Genomic DNA, 16845 nt, shown 5'->3' with positions numbered 1-16845 from the left:
CTCTCTGACTAAATAACCGATGCGTATGGCCATCCGTGCCATCATTAGCGTGCTATTTATTGCTGTCAGCAATGGTATAACACTGCTGTCTGGCTCGAACCAGAGGCATCAATACAGAGTGGAAGAAAAGCCGCAGTTATTTGCGGCTTTTTCAGATTATTTCTTCAACAGTCGTGGCAGCTGGTTTTCCAGTTCAAGCAGACACGCATCCATCATTTTCTGCGTTTCTTGCGTCACTTTTTGGTAATTATTTGCCCGCCAGTCGGCCAGCGGCGCGGTTTTCGCCGTTGGTGCACATTCCGCTTTTACAAACGTGCTCAGCATATTGCCATCTTCTGCACGTTTATAGAACAACACGCGGTAGGCCAGATCATAATTACTGTTTCCCGCAGACATATCTGTGTAGACCAGCGACCACTGTGCTGCTGCGATATACAGCGGCTGTTTGTACACATAATTACCGCCCTGTTTATCGAGCCATTCGCGAATTTTCACTTCGGCTTTTGGGCTTAAATAGTGCGATGTCGGTTCCGGCATAGAATCTATCGCGTTGCCTTTGTAGCTATTTTTATCAAAGGCATCGCCACTGCCCGCGCCGCCGCCAAGCGCGGCGCTGAGTAACGAAAGCCCCATACCGGCGCCAGCATGGGCAGGGCTCACTTCACGCAGTTTTACATCAGGGTAGCGATTGTTATTCATTTCAGGCGGGCTAAAAATGGTGGCAACCTCAAGCGTTGTACCGTTGGTGGCCTTTACCGGGTGCGTACTGGTTCCCGCACATCCGGCCAGCAGGGCGACAGAGAGTGCATTGAGCGCTAATGCTTTAATTTTCACTTTTTTTCCTTCTTTTTTCTGTTTACAACGTTTTATCCGGCGGAGCGGTTCTTTCAGTGAACACGCCGGTAGCCTGACTTTGAGTAAAAAGTGGTTAATAAAGATAACGGTCTGATTTAAATAAGCTTTAGCGGGGATTTAGCACTGAATTTTCATCTTTATTGGTGCAAATCAAGGAATCTATGAGTGCTTTCGTGTGGGGAAGATCATGGCAAATTACGTGGTCAGCGTTTCAGACCAGGCTGTCGCGGCAAATTTTTTTCCGGTGGAACAAGGCCTGAACGCTTTTAATGATGAGATCACCGGTATCAGCGATCGTAAGCCTGTGAGCGTATTGGTTAAAGATGCGAATACTGGTGAAGTGATTGGCGGGATGATTGGTCGTACGTCACTGGGACTGCTGTTTATTGATCTGGTTTATCTTCCGCCAGTACTTCGTGGGCAGCGTTTAGGCGAAACACTACTACGGCAGTTCGAAGAGGAAGGGAGAAAGCGCGGCTGTATCTCTGGTTTTCTTTACACCATCAGTTTCCAGGCCCCTGAGTTTTATAAAAAAATGGTTGGCAAGAGTTTGGCCGGATTGATTGCCTGCCTGAGGGAACCAGCCGGATTTTTTTGCGCAAACAGCTTTAAGAAGCTCAGCGGAGCCGCCTTTCCGTCCTCACGGGCATTTGCTGAATGCCCGTGCAATTACCCTCACACTCATGCAGGTTTGTACAAACTCTGCTCGTATGTTCCGCTTTAGGTCTATTTATTAAGAAAACATTAGTTTGCGTTTTATTTAAGTATTGTTTTTGGGATACGGGTAACAAATTTTTATTAAGTATCATTGAAATGTTTGTGGCAAAGTTTCATGTAAAATGTATTATTGATTATGGGTGCTACAGTAAATTCTTATATTCTTTTGTGACGCAATGAATAAATCTTATATTTCTGAACTGCAAAAGATGTCTCTGGTATTATTTTTAGCGAACAGGGGCGTCTGCAATATATTCGCTGATAATGAAGGAGATAAGCATACTTACAGCAGCTCTCCTTTCACAAAAGCGTGGTTTTTGGATCATACTCACCGGATACATGTCCGTCATTTTGGCCGCGTATGGCGGCTGCTAAAAAAGCGTGACAAGGAGGCGACAAGCCGCACAGCACTTGAAGCCTACTCGCTTTATGTCAGTGACTGCCTGCTGGAGTTACAGTCTGCTCCGGTGTTGACGCTGGTTCAGGGCTGGGTGTTAATCGAGGCTTATGAGAAGTGTCTGGCCTGTAGTGATGGGTGCGAACCTGCATGCTGTTTTGGCGAGCAATCCGCGCCTTCTTTACTGGAAAAATATATATATCAGTTGTGTTTCGAACCTGATTTGCAATTAGAGTCCGGTTTATTAAAGCAAGCCTGTTTAGTGAGTCGGAATAATTCTTATTTATTAAATAAAACGCAACAGCTTAGTGATTAATTCTTGATGGCCTTTATATAGATAAAGGATTTAAATTCAACATTCTTTTACTCTGCTGTATGTCAATGTTCCCGGTAAAATATTTCCGCCCGTCGCAAAAAATACATGTATAACCCTGCAAGGGATTGCACGGTTATCGGGGCACTGATCACACATCCATGATTATCATCACAGTTCCCGTTTTGAAGGCTTGAGCCGCCTCGTCTGATTCGTTATAAGGGTTTCCGGGACGTAATCAGTAGAGAACTGAGCGAAACCTGATTCCATTGTTGCCTTGCGTGGCGGCAATGGAGTCAGGTTTTTTTTTGCTTTTTATCCGGGCGCACGCTTTTGGAAAAACATCAGGATTAAACAGTGAGAAAGCTGAAATGAAAGTAGAAAAAATACTCAGCAACAACGCTGTCCTGCTCATCAATGCAAAGCATGAAGAGATCGTAGCCATTGGGCGGGGCATTGGTTTTGGCAAAAGACCGGGCGATAAGGTCGACCGCAGCCAGATTGAAAGCCAGTTCGTCAAAAAGTCGGAAGGGCTGGCGGACGTCCTTTCGCAACTGCTGGCGGAAATTCCGCCCCCTTACCTGGCAGTCACGCAGCAGATCATTGCGCTGGCTCAGCAGCGGCTGGCGATCACTGTGCAGGACACGCTGTTCCTGGCGTTAAGCGATCATTTAAATTTTGCCATCCAGCGGCAAGCCAACGGGCTGGTGATTAAGAACTTTTTACTGTGGGACATTAAACGTTTTTATGCCCAGGAATATGCGGTGGGGCTTGAGGCATTGCAGCTTATCAACAATAAACTCGGCATTAGCCTGCCGGAGGATGAAGCCGGGTTTATCGCCCTGCATCTGGCGAATGCCAAAAATAACAGCGACATGCAAAGCACCATGCAGAGCGCCACCATCATTAAAGATGTGCTGACAATCCTGAAGTACGATCTGCATCTGACCTATGACGAAGAATCGCTAAATTATCAGCGCCTTATCACACACCTCAAATTTTTCGCACTGCGTTTGCTGAACCGAAATACCGTTGCGCACGGTGACGACAGCATCTATCAGGGGATCACTGGCATGATGCCGGCCGCCTATGCCTGTGCGATGAAAGTTAATGATTATGTTGAGAAAAACTACCAGTGCCAGCTCACCACCGACGAAGTGATGTTCCTGACGATCCATATCAATCGGCTGAGCGGTGGTTAACGGCGGCAAGATAAAGGAGAAAGTAACGATGCAAATGAGATTTCCCGAAGGTTTTCTGTGGGGCGGTTCAGTTGCCGCAAACCAGGTCGAAGGCGCGTGGAACGAGGGAGGAAAAGGCGTTTCCACTTCCGATCTGCAACCGCAGGGAATACATGGCAATGTCGTTGAGCGTGACGCGAACAGCACCGGTATCAAAGATGTAGCCATCGATTTTTACCACCGCTACCCGGAAGATATTCAGTTATTTGCTGAGATGGGTTTTAACGTGCTGCGCACTTCGATTGCCTGGGCGCGCATCTACCCGAATGGCGATGAAAGCGAGCCAAACGAAGAGGGGCTGGCTTTTTATGACCGACTTTTTGATGAAATGGCCCGCTATGGCATCCAGCCGTTAATCACGCTTTCACACTATGAAATGCCTTACGGGTTGGTGAAAAACTATGACGGCTGGAGCAGCCGGAAGGTGATTGACTTGTTCGAGCGCTACGCGCGCACGGTCTTTACCCGCTATCGCGATAAAGTGAAATACTGGCTGACGTTTAACGAAATCAACATGGCATTGCACGCGCCGTTTACCGGCGTTGGGCTTGCGGGTGAGCGAAGTAAGCAGGAAATTTATCAGGCCATTCATCATCAGCTGGTGGCAAGCGCCCGCGCGGTAAAAGCCTGCCATGAAATCATCCCGGATGCCAAAATTGGCAACATGTTGCTGGGTGGCATTCGTTATCCGATCACCTGCAAACCGGAAGATGTACTGCAATCGCAGCGCGTAAATCGCGACTGGCTGTTTTTTGGCGATGTTCAGGCGCGTGGTGCTTATCCGGCGTGGATTGGCCGCTTTTTCCGCGAAAATAACATTGCGCTCAATATCACCGGGCAGGATGAGCTGGACCTGCAAGAGACTGTCGATTTCATCTCGTTCAGTTATTACATGAGCGGTTGCGCCGCCGCACAGCCGGAGCTGTATCAAAGCTCGCGCACCAATATTATGCGCATGATCCCCAACCCGTACCTTGAAAGCTCCGAGTGGGGCTGGCAGATAGACCCGCTTGGGCTGCGTTTTTTACTCAATGAGCTGCACGATCGATACCAGAAACCGCTGTTTATTGTGGAGAACGGGCTGGGGGCGAAAGATGTTCCCGCCGCGGATGGCTCAATTGAAGATGATTACCGCATCCAGTATTTGCAGGCGCATTTGGTGCAGGTCAGAGAGGCGATTGAAGATGGCGTGGAACTGCTGGGGTATACCAGTTGGGGACCGATTGATCTGGTCAGTGCCGGTACCGCGCAGATGTCGAAACGCTATGGCTTTATCTATGTGGATCGCGATGATGCCGGAAATGGCACGCTGGCGCGTCGGCGCAAGAAAAGCTTCTTCTGGTATCGCGATGTGATCAGCAGTAATGGGGCAACCTTAGCGCTGTAATGTGAGCGCAAGAGATGCCGGATGTGGCTTACGCCCATCCGGCATTTGTCGTTTATGGCGTCCCGCTGAAAATCGCGCAGCGCCAGGCGAAAAGGGACGGCATGCCGCCATTCTGCACCTGCAAAATGATGTGGAACGGCGTAGCGGTTTTTGGTTTACAGTGCGGTAACGCTGGCATCGGGTAAGTCGCTGTGCCCTGGTGTCAGTTGCGGGGCGAAATAGATCCCCGTGCTGGCCGTACCAGGGGAGAGCGCCAGTAACATGCTTAATCGCGTTTTTGTAAGTGACCTGGTTTTTCCCCTCTTAAAAAATCTGCTTCCCGTCGCTCCGCCAGGCAACAGAAAGCAGGTTTCGCCAAAGGTGATGTAGCATGCTGTGGGCATGGTTATAAAAAGAGTCGTTCAGCCAGGCCGCCCATAATAGTGATAAAAGTGACTGGGGGGCTGTATTTGCCTGCCTGCTCAATTCCATGGCAACGCTATTTGCGTGATGATTTTCACAAATTGGTTATTTGCGGTGGTAATTGCCTGCGCGGCTTGTTAGAAAGAGGGCGTTAGTTAAGGACGTCACCAGAGAAATTCTGGGCGAGACCTGGATAAAGCAGTGTGTTTACACACTATTTTATCCAGGTTTTTTTTTGCTTTTTTCCAGCTGGCCAGCGGATACAGGCAACACCAGGGTGTCCTGATTATTACTGTCGTTTGTGAAACGGGAAGTCTCATTATGAATAACAAAGTACTGGCAGAAAATATTCTGCAGCTGGTAGGTGGGGAGAGCAACGTTGCGACGCTGGTACATTGCGCGACGCGTTTACGCTTTAAAATCATCGATAACAGCAAGGTGCGGTTGGCAGAGCTCGACGCGCTGGACGGCGTCATTACCGTGGTGAATGGCTCCGGTCAATTACAGGTGGTGATTGGCAACCGCGTGCCAGACGTATTTCGCGCGTTTGGCGCCATCTCAGGATTACTGGAGGATGATAAAAAGAAACAACCTTCGGAGCCGTCGCAAAATACAGCCTCGCTGTTAGGGCGTTTGATCGATTTGGTCGCCGGGATATTCACGCCATTATTAGGTGCGATGGCCGCAGCCGGTGTGCTAAAAGGCGCGCTGGCGATTGTGCTGGCGGCCGGATGGCTGAGCAATAAAGAGAGCACCTATATAATTTTGCATGCCGCATCCGACAGCCTGTTCTATTTTCTGCCGATGCTGTTAGCCATCACCTCCGCACGTAAATTTGAAACCAATATCTTTGTTGCCGTGTCGATCGCGGGTGCGCTCATTTACCCCAGTATTCAAGGGCTATTTGATAGCGGCCAGCCGGTGAGCTTTTTTGGCCTGCCGGTGGTGATGATGAAATATACCGGTTCGGTGATCCCGATTATTTTCAGCGTCTGGCTGATGTCGATAATTGAGCGCTTTCTCAATCGCCATATTCATGAAAGCGTGCGCAATATTCTGACGCCGTTTTTCCTGCTGACGTTAATGGTGCCGCTGACGTTAATGACCATCGGGCCGATTGGCATTTCGATCAGTGAGTTTGTCGCCTCTTTATTTGTTTCGATTTACGGCTTCAACCCGATTATCGCCAGCGCGCTAATGGCTGCCGCCTGGCAGGTGCTGGTGATTTTCGGCGTGCACTGGGGCTTTGTTACCGTCTTTATCAACGACATTTCGGTGATGGGACACAGTTTTCTTAAAGCAGCCTCCAGCCCCTCGGTTTTCGCCCAGTCCGGAGCCTTGCTGGCGGTGATGCTGCGGGCAAAAGACAAAAAGCTGAAAGCGCTGGCGGGCAGTACCTTTATCGCCTCGCTATTCGGCATTACCGAACCGGGTGTCTACGGTGTCACCTTGAAACTGAAAAAACCGTTTATCTGTGCGGTGATCGCGGCGGCTTTTGGCGGTGCGGTGGTCGGATACGCCAAAAGTTCGGCGATTTCAATGGGGATGCCGGGGCTGTTGACGCTGCCGATTTTCTACGGCGATGGTTTTATCGGCTTTCTTATTGGCTGCGCCATGGCGTTTGCTGGCAGCCTGGTGCTGACGCTGATCGTGGGTTTTGACGAACCTTCCGCGCAAGCGCTACCTGACGCGTCGGCGAGTGAAAAAAAGCATACCGCGCATCAACCGGTGATGCCGAAAACCGCTGCGCTGGCTCCTGAGCAGATTACCGCGCCGGTTTCTGGCGCGTTAATTCCGCTGGCTGAAGTGGATGATAAGGTTTTTTCGACAGGTGTTGTTGGGCCGGGTTTTGCCATTATTCCGGATGAAGGACGAGTTTATTCCCCGGTCGACGGCCATATTGCCAGCACCTTCGCCAGCGGTCATGCCATTGGCATTCGCTCCACGGCGGGCGCGGAAATACTGATCCACGTCGGGATTAATACCGTGCAACTGGATGGGCAATATTTCCATATGCAGGTGAAAGAGGGCGATGAAGTCAAAAAAGGCCAGCTTCTGCTGACATTCGATCTCGATGACATTAAACAGGCGGGTTATGACACGGTGACACCCGTGGTCATTACCAACAGCGAAGCCTGGCGCGAATTACACATTAGCGATAAGTCCCATTCCCGCTTTGGCGAGCCGGTAATGGCGCTCCTGGTGTAACGCCCGCTGCTGGCGGGAGGCTATTTGCGGTGGGGGCAGTTGTCGCCGCAACCTATTAAGTACGTGCTTATGCGTTAATTGATCTACCCCCACAGGACGTGACTGATTTTATTCAGGCGAGACCTGCAACTGACGGAGCATTTTCCGTCAGTTGCGGGTCTTTTTGTTTTCAGGGGGTAATACCGAGGGGAACTCATGAAGGTGAACAACATAATTTCTAAAAAGACGTACATTGTCGTGGCGTTATTATCCTGTTATGGCGCAAGCAGCGGCGCAACGGCGCAGCAGCTAACGCTTGAACAGCGCATGGCGGCACTGGAAGCGCAGTTGCGCGTTACGCAGCAGAAACTGCAAGCCTATGAAGAAAAAGATCGCGCGCAGCAACGCAATGTTGCCTCGTCAGCCGTGCCTGGTGCAACGGTGCAGGCTACGGCAGCGCAAGCGAAAACGGAGCCGGAGCTATCGCCAGCGACTCTGAAAAAAATAAGCCAGTATGTGCAGGATGATACCGGCTTTAAATATTCCGGTTATTTCCGCTCGGGTTGGGCAACCACCACCAATGGGGGACCAAAATCCTGGGCAGTGGGCTCACTGGGGCGTTTTGGTAACGAATATGACGGTTGGTATAACTTGTCATTAAAGAAACGGGCATGGCGCGATGGCGACAAATCTATCTGGGCGAACGTGCAATTTGAGGGCGATCTCGGGTTAACCCAGAGCAATGAATCGTTTGAAAAAGGAATGTCCGGCGGCGGTATGGGCAAACTGAGTAAGCTCTATGTTGAAGGCAATGGGCTACTTCCTTTTGCGCCAGAGGCTTCGGTCTGGGTGGGGAAACATACGCTGCCACAATATGAAATTCAGCTTCTGGACTGGAAAAGCAATCGCACACTTTCCGGTGCAGGCGTAGGGATAGAAAACTGGAAGCTACCGGTTGGCGCACTCAGTATGGCGATAACGCGTAACGATATTGATAATTACAGTACGGTCTGCGCCGCAGGCGCTTCCAGCTGTAGCGATACCACGCAGGTTAACGTCAATATCGCTGAAGTTCGCTACAAGAATCTTCCCGTGACAAAAAATGCGACGCTGGAACTGGGGGCGAAATATGCGTTTGCTAACCAGACGGATGAGCAGAAAAAAGCGCAGGCGGATAATGACTATTATCAGGTCAAATCCTCCTGGCTTGGACAGGCGATTTTGCGTAATCCCATTCTGAAAGGCTCAAATGAATTGACGCTGCAAGTGGCAAATAACTCCCTTGCCAGCCAGTTTATGAATATTTCCAGCGCCAACCCGGATTTTGATTACAACAGTTCTTACTACGGTATTCATAGCGGCGGTATTGGCTGGCGGTTGGTGGATCAGGGGGAGTTTTATCTGGGTGAGAAGATAATCATGGCGCACGCGCTGGTGTATGGTCGCGGCCACGATCTTTACTCGACATATACCGGGGCGCATACGGACTTTACTACCGCGCGTGCGGTTATTCGTCCGTCATGGATCTGGAATCAAAACATGCAGACGGCGCTGGAATTGGGGTATTTCACGCAGAAAAATCGTGTCAATAATTCCACATTGGATGAATCTGGTTATAAGGTGACGCTGGCGCAGGTGTATAAAGTGGATACCAGCATTCTTAATTCCCGACCGGAACTTCGCCTCTATAGTACTTACCTGAAAGCGTTAGAGCATGAGATCGATAACCAGACCTTTAACGACGGTAAGGATTATCAAATAAGTTTTGGCGTGCAGGCTGAAGTGGTCTTTTGAACAACAAAAACAGAATCCCCGCCGTGGCGGCGGGGAACAATAACGCATGCAGATGTTGCGTTAGAAAGCGATAAAAATGCAGGGTGGGATAAAGACAAACCCTTTATTTTTAGATGGCAAAATCTTCCAGTTTTTTACCGTCTTCCAGTGCTTTGGCAATCACTTTCGGTGTGCGGCCCTGGCCGGTCCAGCTTTTTTCCGTGCCGTCTTCATCAATATACTTATATTTGGCTGGGCGTGGTGCACGAACAGATTTTGATTTCGTCGTTTGTCCTTTCAGCGAGGATAAAAGTTCGGTTGGATCGATACCTTCATCCAGCAGTTTTTGACGAAATGCAGCCAGCTTGGCTTCTTTCTCTTCTTGTTCTTTACGTAGAGAAGATTCTTCTTCACGACGTTCTTCAACAACAACTGACAGTTTTTCAAGCATCTCTTCAAGAGCTTCAAGGGTAAGCTCACGGGCCTGAACTCGCAGGGTGCGAATGTTATTAAGTGATTTAAGTGCTTCTGACATAGCGTCACTCCGTGTGCGGAAAAATGAATAATCTATCGGAATTAATTTTTAGTGATAACGACATAAAAATCAATACGGAATTATAGGTTTTAGCAAATATATATGTGATTGTGCAACCCTATGACTTTGTGGGTATCTGGCTCTGGCTAATTTAGTCACAATGCGGCATTAAAAAAGCCACAGAATTTAAGGGTTATTTTTATCGGAATCGTTAGTTAATGCCGCTTGTTCATCATAAAATAACCTATATCTTTGCATTGACTTTCGCTTGCCGGGTGCAGATTTTTCTTAACAAAGAGGCATTACAGGTATAGCGCCTGTGGCTAACGGTAAACGTTATCTCTGAACTGACGCGTTTTTTCTTTTTGATTTGCGTTAGCGCAAGCGGCAATTTCAGCATGGCTAAATGTTCCATTAAACATGACCACATATTGATGGCTCAGGTTTCTCCACAATAAGCCGCTAAGAAATTTGATCCGCGTCAGACGCTGTTGAGAATATTCTCGATTAGTAGCAAGCACAGCACGCTCCAGTTCATATCGGAGGTCATAAAATCGACCTTATTGACCCTCCGCTGGGGTTTCTTTTTCATACTCAACTTTTAATTACGTGCAGTAATAATTGCATTGCTGGATATCGCTTGTTGCGCTGCACGCAGCGTGTCGCATAAATGATGAAGTGCAGGTTTTATCCTGTTATCAGGTTTTGCTGATATTAAACTGAAACTGCAGATCTTATCGCTATCCTGTTTTTTAACGGGTTCGGCCTGCGAGAAAACGTGCGGCGCGATAAATTCACCGTTCAATATCACCATAACGTTGCTGCCAATCGCAGCCGCAGAAACGCGCTATCGCTGCGTTGGCGCTTTCCCGCGCAAATAAACAGATTCAGATAAAAGCGTTGCGGATTATTTTGCGGTTATTTCCCCACTCGCTGGGGAAATATCTCCAGCAACCAGTCAATAAACACGCGCAGACGATGCGTAACGTGGCGGTTTTGTGGATACACCACATGAAAAGGGTACGGCTCTGGCCGCCACGGGCGTAGGATCTCCACCAGCGTGCCCGCTTTTAACGCCGCACCGAGTGAATAACTGAAGGTCTGGATAATCCCCAGCCCCGCCATCCCGGCGGCGAGATGCGCATTGCTCTCATTAATACCAATCCGGTGCGGCACTTTAATTTCGGTTTTTTCGCCATCGCGCTCAAAGCGTAACGGAAACGCTCGGCCGGTTTGCGGCGAGAGGTAGCTGACCAGCCGGTGGCCGTTTTTTAGCTCTTCGGGATAGGCTGGTGTACCAAATGTTTTCAGGTATTCCGGCGTTGCGCAGGTAATGAGCGTGGCGGCGCCAATACGGCGGGCAATCAGCGAGGAGCTATCCAGTGGCCCGCCACGGATCACGCAATCCACATTGTCGCTAATCAGATCCACCGGGCGATCGGCAACGCCTAAATCAAGACGAATGTCCGGATAACGCGCCAGAAAATCCGGCAGGGCGGGGATCAACACATCTTTCGCCGTTGAGCCGCCAATATCGACGCGAAGCTGTCCGCCTGGTGTTCCACGTGCGGCATTGAATGAACCGTCGACATCTTCGAGATCGCGCAGGATACGGGTTGTTTTTTCATAATAGTCGCGCCCTTCCGGCGTAACCGTCACGCGGCGGGTGGTGCGCTGCAATAACCGCACGCCAAGGTGGGCTTCCAGTTCCTGCACCAGTTTGCTCAATGTCGCGTTGGGCATCTCCAGCGAATCCGCCGCCCGGGTAAAGTTCCCCGCCTCGACCACGCGGGCGAAAGCGCGTATTGCCAGTAATTGATCCATGCGAGTTCCTCCGTTGCTGTGATGTTGATTATACACAGTGGTGAATAGTTATTTTAATTTTTCGGTATTTTTCAATAAAAACGGGGGAGGTAGAGTTGCGCCATACCTGAGACGGCAAGCTGGTCTGCCGCAGGCACATCCCTTAACTGAACCGAGGAATACCACATGAGCACACAACTGAATGGCAAAATCGCACTGGTGACTGGCGGGACAAGCGGCATTGGTCTGGCAACCGCACAAGAACTGGCAGAGCAGGGGGCGCGCGTCTTTATTACCGGTCGTCGCCAGGCAGAACTGGACGCGGCGGTTGAACGTATTGGTTCCAGCGCCACGGGCATTCGCGCCGATGCGTCGGTAATGGCGGATCTTGATGCCGTGTTTGCCCAGATTGCGAAAAGCGCCGGGCGACTCGACATCCTGTTTGCCAACGCCGGTGGTGGCGACATGCTGCCGCTGGGGGCGATTACTGAAGAGCATTTCGACCGCATTTTCGCCACCAACGTGCGCGGCGTACTGTTTACCGTGCAAAAAGCGCTCCCGCTGCTGGTAAACAACGCTTCAATCATTCTCACCGGATCGACCACATCGGTGAAAGGCACCGCCAGTTTCAGCGTTTACAGTGCCAGTAAAGCGGCGGTTCGTAACTTTGCCCGTTCATGGGCGCTGGATCTGCAAGGGCGCGGTATCCGCGTTAACGTGGTCAGCCCAGGCCCAGTCCGCACGCCGGGTTTAGGTGAACTGGTACCGGATGAGCATCGTCAGGGCTTGTTTGACGCGCTGGCAGCCCAGGTTCCGTTGGGGCGTTTAGGTGAACCGCAAGAGATTGGCAAAGTGGTCGCGTTTCTCGCTTCGGATGCTTCCAGCTTTATCAATGGCGCTGAGCTGTTCGTCGATGGCGGCATGGCGCAAATCTAATTCACCACGCCGGGCTGGTCATCGCTGCGCCAGCCCGCAACGCAGGAGCAGAACATGCACACTTCCGCACTTTTGGTCGCTCAGCAACTGATCGACAAGCATTTTACTATCTGGAATAGCGCACACCCTGAACAACAGGTCACCACCTTTTCTGATGTCTATGCCGACGATTTTTTCGTGGCGGATGATGCCGATGTGGCAACCGGGTTTGTGAACGTCGCGGCACTGATTGCTCGCGTGCAGCGTGAGCATCCGGGGTTTTCGTTCACCCCCGATCCGGTGACGTGGAACCACGGTTTAGGGCGCGTTAGCTGGGGTTATGGCCCGCAGGAGAACCCGAATCTGATCCGCGGTGAGGATATTTTCACCGTGCGCGATGGCAGACTTGCCAGCCTGTGGGTATTTATTAACACGCCGTAACGGTCGGCAAGCCGCACCATTCATTGCCCACTGAGAAACCCTTATCAACATACCGGTAAACCTGAGTTTTTCAGTACCGACATAACCGGTTCCTGGCTGGCGATATTGTTGTCAGCACTTACTACCACGTTCATCCTGAGGACGGGCAAACCTTTATTGATGCTGTGGTGCCGGAAATGGCGGTGGCGCGCAAACTTCCGGGCTGTATCTATTATGCTTTCGCGCAGGATTTGGCCGATGCCAACGCCTATCACCTGGTGGCAGGCTGGAAAGATGAAGCCTTCCACCAGCGCGATGAAAACGCGACAACCTTTCTGCAGGCCCTGGCGACGGTAGTTAAAAATGTGCGCATCCTTAACCGCCTGGGTGTTCGCTACGATGTTGCCCTGCAACACGTTGATGATCCGCGCGGCAAAGTAGCCTGAGTTGCCGCCGTATTAAGCGATTTTCAGCAATAGCTAAGCCATTTAAATACTTTGTCATTTCTGGCGTTCTCTCACATCGTGGCGACATGAGAATGCGGGGAGTCAATGAGTGAATGGCGAAAAGCAGCGCGGTCTATTTAGATGAACAACAACGGGACGCCATCCGGCGGTTATCACGCAGCTGGCTGTGGCGCAGCGAGCTGCCTACCTGGCTGGTGATTGTTACCGTGTATGGCGGTTGGTTCGGCACGCTCGCACACTGGAAAACACTCGGCCTGTTGCCGACCACCGCGCTTCTGATCCTCTTCACCACCTGGTATTTGTCGGTACAACATGAGCTGATCCACGGGCATCCCACGCGCTGGGCCTGGTTTAACCAACTGCTGGGGGTAATGCCGCTGGCGGTGTGGTATCCGTACGGAATTTATCGCGATTCGCACCTGGCTCACCACCGTACGCACTTACTGACGCTGCCGGAAGATGATCCGGAATCCTACTATTTTTCCACCCAACACTGGCATCGCCTGACGCGCTGGCAGCGAAAACTGATTCAGTTGCGTAATACTTTTGCTGGCCGTTTACTGCTGGCTCCGGCGCTGGATATTGCGCATTTGCTGGCAGGAATGGTAGCGGCATTTCGCGTGCGGCAAGGTAAAACCATGCTGATGTGGCTGGTACACGGTGCGCTGTTGGTTGTGACCTTTGCCTGGATAATCCATTGTAATTTTTCCGTTATCTGGTTTGTGCTGGCGGTGAGCTACCCGGCGCTGGCTATCACGAAAGTGCGTTCTTTTCTCGAACACCGCGCAGCCGACGATCCGTTAGCGCGTTCGGTGATCAACGAAGCCGCGTGGCCGTGGCGTCTGCTGTTTCTTAACCTCAACTACCATTCCGTGCATCACGATCTGCCCGCCGTGCCGTGGTACGGCCTGCGAACGGTTTACCTGCGTGACAAAGCGGCGTACCAGCAGCGCAATAGCGGGTTTCTGGTGCGCGGCTATAGTGAATGGTTACGGCAGTTTTTCTTTACCCCGGTAGAGGTCAATGCACACCCCGCAAGCAAAGTACGCAGTGAATAACATTGCCCTGCCGATGTATGACGTCGCGCAGCCAGAAACCGCCGCGCTGGGCCAGGCGTTGTGCGAACTGCTGGCGGAGCGCGGGCTTCCGGCGCAGCAGATTTGGCCGCAAAGCGACCTGCCATCCCACTGGCGGCATGACGATGTGCTGCTCAGCCAGACCTGCGGCTACCCGCTGGTAACGCTATTACCGGATGTGCAACTGGTTGGCTGCTTTCACTACCTTGCGCCAGGCTGTGAAGGTTTTCGCTATCGCAGCCTGCTGGTGACGCGTGGTGAGGAACGCGCGACTTCGCTGGCGGATTTTCGCGGTCGTCGCGCAGTGTGTAATTCCGCCGATTCGCAATCAGGTTATAACGTGCTGCGTTATCTGGTTTCGCAGCTTGCGGGCGAAGGGCGATTTTTCGCCGATGCTCCCCATTTCAGCGGCAGCCACCGGCAATCGCTGGTGGCGCTGCACAACCGTACGGCGGATATCGCCGCCATCGACTGCGTGACGTTCGCCTTATTGCAACGCCACGAACCTTCGCTGTTGCGTGGGCTGCGTGTGATAGCGCAAAGCCCGTTAGCGCCGGGGTTGCCGCTGATCACCGCGCAGCAGAGCAGCGCCGCCACGCTCGCATCTCTAAGAGAGGCGTTGCAGCAACTGGTCAGCGACGCGCGTTTTCACGACATCTGTGCCGCGGTATTGATTGGCGGTTTTAGCGTGGTCACACGACAGGACTATTCTTTGTTGTTGAGATGGCGGGATGAGGCCGCAGCACGCGGCGTCACGCAGCTATAATTCGTCAGTCATTTCATTGTGTTATCAAAGGTAAATGCCGTGAAAAGGGCACGTGCCGCCAAAGACAAGCCCGGAAAATTGGCTGAAAGTCATGCAAACCATTCACACTGTAGCCGTCCGGGAGTGCCATTTGCGAAACCGGAAAAGGATGAGATATGAGTCAGTTATTCACCGAAGTTACTATTGGCGACGTTGCGCTGGATAACCGCATCGTTATTGCCCCGATGTGCCAGTACTCCGCCGAAGAAGGAAAAGCGACCGCCTGGCATCGCATTCATTTAGGTAATCTGGCGCTCTCCGGCGCGGGGCTGCTGATAATCGAAGCCACTGCCGTTGAGCCGCAAGGGCGAATTTCGCCGCAGGATCTCGGCCTGTGGGATGACGAAACCGAGCAGGCGCTGCGCGTGGTACTGGAGGATATTCGCCAGTACTCGCCGGTGAAAATCGGCATCCAGCTTGGGCATGCCGGGCGTAAAGCGTCGGTCAGCGCGCCATGGCTGGGGGGCAAACAGCTTTCGCCACAAGAGGGCGGCTGGCAAACGATCTCCGCCTCCGCGCTGGCGCACGATCCGGCAGAACGCCCACCGCTTGAAATGACGAAACAAGATTTGGCGCGGGTTAAACAGGCGTTTGTCGACAGCGCCTTGCGGGCGGTAGCGCTGGGAATAGAGGTGATTGAAATCCACGCGGCGCACGGTTATTTGTTGCATCAGTTTCTCTCGCCGCTCTCTAACCAGCGCAGTGATGAGTATGGCGGCAGCCTTGAAAATCGCCTGCGTTTCACCCAGGAAGTGTTTAGCGCCGTGCGTGAAGCGGTACCGGCTTCCGTTGCTGTAGGCATTCGCATTTCGGCGACGGACTGGGTAGAAGGTGGATGGGATCTGGAACAATCGGTGGTACTGACGAAAAAAATCGAAGCGCTGGGCGGCGCGTATGTTCACGTCTCCAGCGGCGGGCTTTCGCCGTTGCAAAGCATTAAGGTGACGGCGGGTTATCAGGTGCCATTTGCCAAAGCATTGCGCCAGCAGACCCGTATGCCGGTTATCGCCGTGGGGTTGATTACCGAGCCACAGCACGCAGAAGCTATTTTGCAGCAAGGGGAGGCCGATCTTATCGCGCTGGCACGAGGCGCGCTCTACGATCCACGCTGGCCATGGCACGCCGCCGCCGCGTTGCATGGTGCGGTACATATCGCGCCGCAGTATCGCCGTGCCGAACCGCACGGTGTGAAAGGAACGGTTAAATAACGCATGCATCGGTGAGCTTGCTATTCCGCCAGGCTCACCGCTATTGCCCGTTAAACGCCCTTACGCACCAACTCCGCCGCTTTGAGGAATACGTCATCTTCTACGCCATCGCCCCGGTTTCTGCCTTGCCGTTCAATCTCCTGCACGATGCTGTCACGGTTAATGGCTTTGCGTTCTGAAACAAGGCCAATCACGGCCGCGCCAATGGCTAATCCAATGAGTCCCGTGTGCTCATCATTGAACTTCATGCGTTATCCCTCCCCGATTTGTCTACAGAGAAATTTAGCACACAGATATATTTCCGCCATTTATCAAAATCACTGCATTATTAATGCGTTAGATGG

Annotated in this window: 16 protein-coding genes and 1 pseudogene; 12 read left to right on the top strand and 5 right to left on the bottom strand. The window is 51.7% G+C overall.

Annotated features, from left to right (window positions below):
• Nucleotides 1-156: 156 nt before the first annotated feature.
• Nucleotides 157-834 carry a hypothetical protein gene (locus tag DFO56_RS03775; protein ID WP_045508695.1) on the bottom strand — a complete coding sequence of 226 codons (678 nt, stop codon included), beginning with the start codon at nt 832-834 and terminating at the stop codon, nt 157-159.
• Between the two features lie 208 nt (nt 835-1042).
• On the opposite strand from DFO56_RS03775, the pseudogene DFO56_RS03770 reads away from it, so the two are divergent.
• The 6 genes and pseudogenes from DFO56_RS03770 to DFO56_RS03745 all read left to right on the top strand — a co-directional run bounded on the left by DFO56_RS03770 (nt 1043) and on the right by DFO56_RS03745 (nt 9293).
• Nucleotides 1043-1467, top strand: a pseudogene (locus DFO56_RS03770) (GNAT family N-acetyltransferase).
• Nucleotides 1468-1748: 281 nt separating this feature from the next.
• Nucleotides 1749-2285 carry a FlhC family transcriptional regulator gene (locus DFO56_RS03765; RefSeq protein ID WP_082071767.1) on the top strand — a complete coding sequence of 179 codons (537 nt, stop codon included), beginning with the start codon at nt 1749-1751 and terminating at the stop codon, nt 2283-2285.
• A 368-nt stretch (nt 2286-2653) separates the two neighbouring features.
• The gene (licT, locus tag DFO56_RS03760; RefSeq protein WP_045509052.1) at nt 2654-3484 is read left to right on the top strand and encodes a BglG family transcription antiterminator LicT; all 831 of its coding nucleotides are present in this window, start codon (nt 2654-2656) and stop codon (nt 3482-3484) included.
• 28 nt (nt 3485-3512) lie between these two features.
• Nucleotides 3513-4910, top strand: coding sequence for a glycoside hydrolase family 1 protein (locus DFO56_RS03755; protein ID WP_045508697.1), 1398 nt, complete (start codon nt 3513-3515; stop codon nt 4908-4910).
• Nucleotides 4911-5633: 723 nt separating this feature from the next.
• Nucleotides 5634-7520 carry a beta-glucoside-specific PTS transporter subunit IIABC gene (locus DFO56_RS03750; protein ID WP_045508701.1) on the top strand — a complete coding sequence of 629 codons (1887 nt, stop codon included), beginning with the start codon at nt 5634-5636 and terminating at the stop codon, nt 7518-7520.
• 195 nt (nt 7521-7715) lie between these two features.
• Nucleotides 7716-9293 (top strand): carbohydrate porin, encoded by a 1578-nt coding sequence (locus tag DFO56_RS03745; protein WP_045508704.1) that lies wholly within the window; start codon nt 7716-7718, stop codon nt 9291-9293.
• A 109-nt stretch (nt 9294-9402) separates the two neighbouring features.
• On the opposite strand, the gene DFO56_RS03740 is transcribed toward DFO56_RS03745, so the two are convergent.
• From DFO56_RS03740 to DFO56_RS03730, 3 genes are all read right to left on the bottom strand, one after another.
• Complete coding sequence (locus tag DFO56_RS03740) at nt 9403-9807, bottom strand: H-NS family nucleoid-associated regulatory protein (protein ID WP_017455745.1); 405 nt, start codon at nt 9805-9807, stop codon at nt 9403-9405.
• Nucleotides 9808-10130: 323 nt separating this feature from the next.
• Nucleotides 10131-10328: a hypothetical protein gene (locus DFO56_RS24570; RefSeq protein WP_147271663.1), complete on the bottom strand. Its 198-nt coding sequence runs from the start codon at nt 10326-10328 to the stop codon at nt 10131-10133.
• 397 nt (nt 10329-10725) lie between these two features.
• Complete coding sequence (locus tag DFO56_RS03730; RefSeq protein ID WP_045508711.1) at nt 10726-11631, bottom strand: LysR family transcriptional regulator; 906 nt, start codon at nt 11629-11631, stop codon at nt 10726-10728.
• Between the two features lie 165 nt (nt 11632-11796).
• On the opposite strand from DFO56_RS03730, the gene DFO56_RS03725 reads away from it, so the two are divergent.
• The 6 genes from DFO56_RS03725 to DFO56_RS03700 all read left to right on the top strand — a co-directional run bounded on the left by DFO56_RS03725 (nt 11797) and on the right by DFO56_RS03700 (nt 16501).
• The gene (locus tag DFO56_RS03725) at nt 11797-12546 is read left to right on the top strand and encodes a glucose 1-dehydrogenase (protein WP_020456876.1); all 750 of its coding nucleotides are present in this window, start codon (nt 11797-11799) and stop codon (nt 12544-12546) included.
• Between the two features lie 54 nt (nt 12547-12600).
• Complete coding sequence (locus DFO56_RS03720; protein WP_045508713.1) at nt 12601-12966, top strand: nuclear transport factor 2 family protein; 366 nt, start codon at nt 12601-12603, stop codon at nt 12964-12966.
• Between the two features lie 164 nt (nt 12967-13130).
• Complete coding sequence (locus DFO56_RS03715; RefSeq protein ID WP_233500368.1) at nt 13131-13391, top strand: putative quinol monooxygenase; 261 nt, start codon at nt 13131-13133, stop codon at nt 13389-13391.
• A gap of 113 nt (nt 13392-13504) precedes the next feature.
• Nucleotides 13505-14470: a fatty acid desaturase gene (locus tag DFO56_RS03710; protein WP_045508728.1), complete on the top strand. Its 966-nt coding sequence runs from the start codon at nt 13505-13507 to the stop codon at nt 14468-14470.
• Nucleotides 14436-15254, top strand: coding sequence for a phosphate/phosphite/phosphonate ABC transporter substrate-binding protein (locus DFO56_RS03705; protein WP_045508731.1), 819 nt, complete (start codon nt 14436-14438; stop codon nt 15252-15254). The genes DFO56_RS03710 and DFO56_RS03705 overlap by 35 nt, the downstream gene beginning before the upstream one ends.
• A 155-nt stretch (nt 15255-15409) precedes the next feature.
• Entirely contained in the window at nt 15410-16501 is a 1092-nt protein-coding gene (locus DFO56_RS03700) for an NADH:flavin oxidoreductase/NADH oxidase (RefSeq protein ID WP_045508734.1), read from the top strand.
• 50 nt (nt 16502-16551) lie between these two features.
• On the opposite strand, the gene DFO56_RS03695 is transcribed toward DFO56_RS03700, so the two are convergent.
• Nucleotides 16552-16749, bottom strand: a complete 198-nt coding sequence (locus DFO56_RS03695; RefSeq protein WP_020456882.1) for a hypothetical protein — start codon at nt 16747-16749, stop codon at nt 16552-16554.
• Nucleotides 16750-16845: the final 96 nt, after the last annotated feature.

It is taken from the genome of Kosakonia sp. AG348 (genome assembly GCF_003337365.1).
In the GTDB taxonomy this organism is placed as follows: Bacteria; Pseudomonadota; Gammaproteobacteria; order Enterobacterales; family Enterobacteriaceae; genus Kosakonia.
This window is presented reverse-complemented; position numbering and strand designations above follow the sequence as displayed.

Excerpts from the sequence above, each read along its gene's own strand:
- DFO56_RS03705 (WP_045508731.1), top strand. The coding sequence starts at position 14,436 with ATGCACACCCCGCAAGCAAAGTACGCAGTGAATAACATTGCCCTGCCG.
- DFO56_RS03750 (WP_045508701.1), top strand. The coding sequence starts at position 5,634 with ATGAATAACAAAGTACTGGCAGAAAATATTCTGCAGCTGGTAGGTGGG.
- DFO56_RS03730 (WP_045508711.1), bottom strand. The coding sequence starts at position 11,631 with ATGGATCAATTACTGGCAATACGCGCTTTCGCCCGCGTGGTCGAGGCG.
- DFO56_RS03720 (WP_045508713.1), top strand. The coding sequence starts at position 12,601 with ATGCACACTTCCGCACTTTTGGTCGCTCAGCAACTGATCGACAAGCAT.
- DFO56_RS03765 (WP_082071767.1), top strand. The coding sequence starts at position 1,749 with ATGAATAAATCTTATATTTCTGAACTGCAAAAGATGTCTCTGGTATTA.
- DFO56_RS03745 (WP_045508704.1), top strand. The coding sequence starts at position 7,716 with ATGAAGGTGAACAACATAATTTCTAAAAAGACGTACATTGTCGTGGCG.
- DFO56_RS03700 (WP_045508734.1), top strand. The coding sequence starts at position 15,410 with ATGAGTCAGTTATTCACCGAAGTTACTATTGGCGACGTTGCGCTGGAT.
- DFO56_RS03725 (WP_020456876.1), top strand. The coding sequence starts at position 11,797 with ATGAGCACACAACTGAATGGCAAAATCGCACTGGTGACTGGCGGGACA.
- DFO56_RS03695 (WP_020456882.1), bottom strand. The coding sequence starts at position 16,749 with ATGAAGTTCAATGATGAGCACACGGGACTCATTGGATTAGCCATTGGC.
- DFO56_RS03755 (WP_045508697.1), top strand. The coding sequence starts at position 3,513 with ATGCAAATGAGATTTCCCGAAGGTTTTCTGTGGGGCGGTTCAGTTGCC.
- DFO56_RS03710 (WP_045508728.1), top strand. The coding sequence starts at position 13,505 with ATGGCGAAAAGCAGCGCGGTCTATTTAGATGAACAACAACGGGACGCC.
- licT (WP_045509052.1), top strand. The coding sequence starts at position 2,654 with ATGAAAGTAGAAAAAATACTCAGCAACAACGCTGTCCTGCTCATCAAT.
- DFO56_RS03740 (WP_017455745.1), bottom strand. The coding sequence starts at position 9,807 with ATGTCAGAAGCACTTAAATCACTTAATAACATTCGCACCCTGCGAGTT.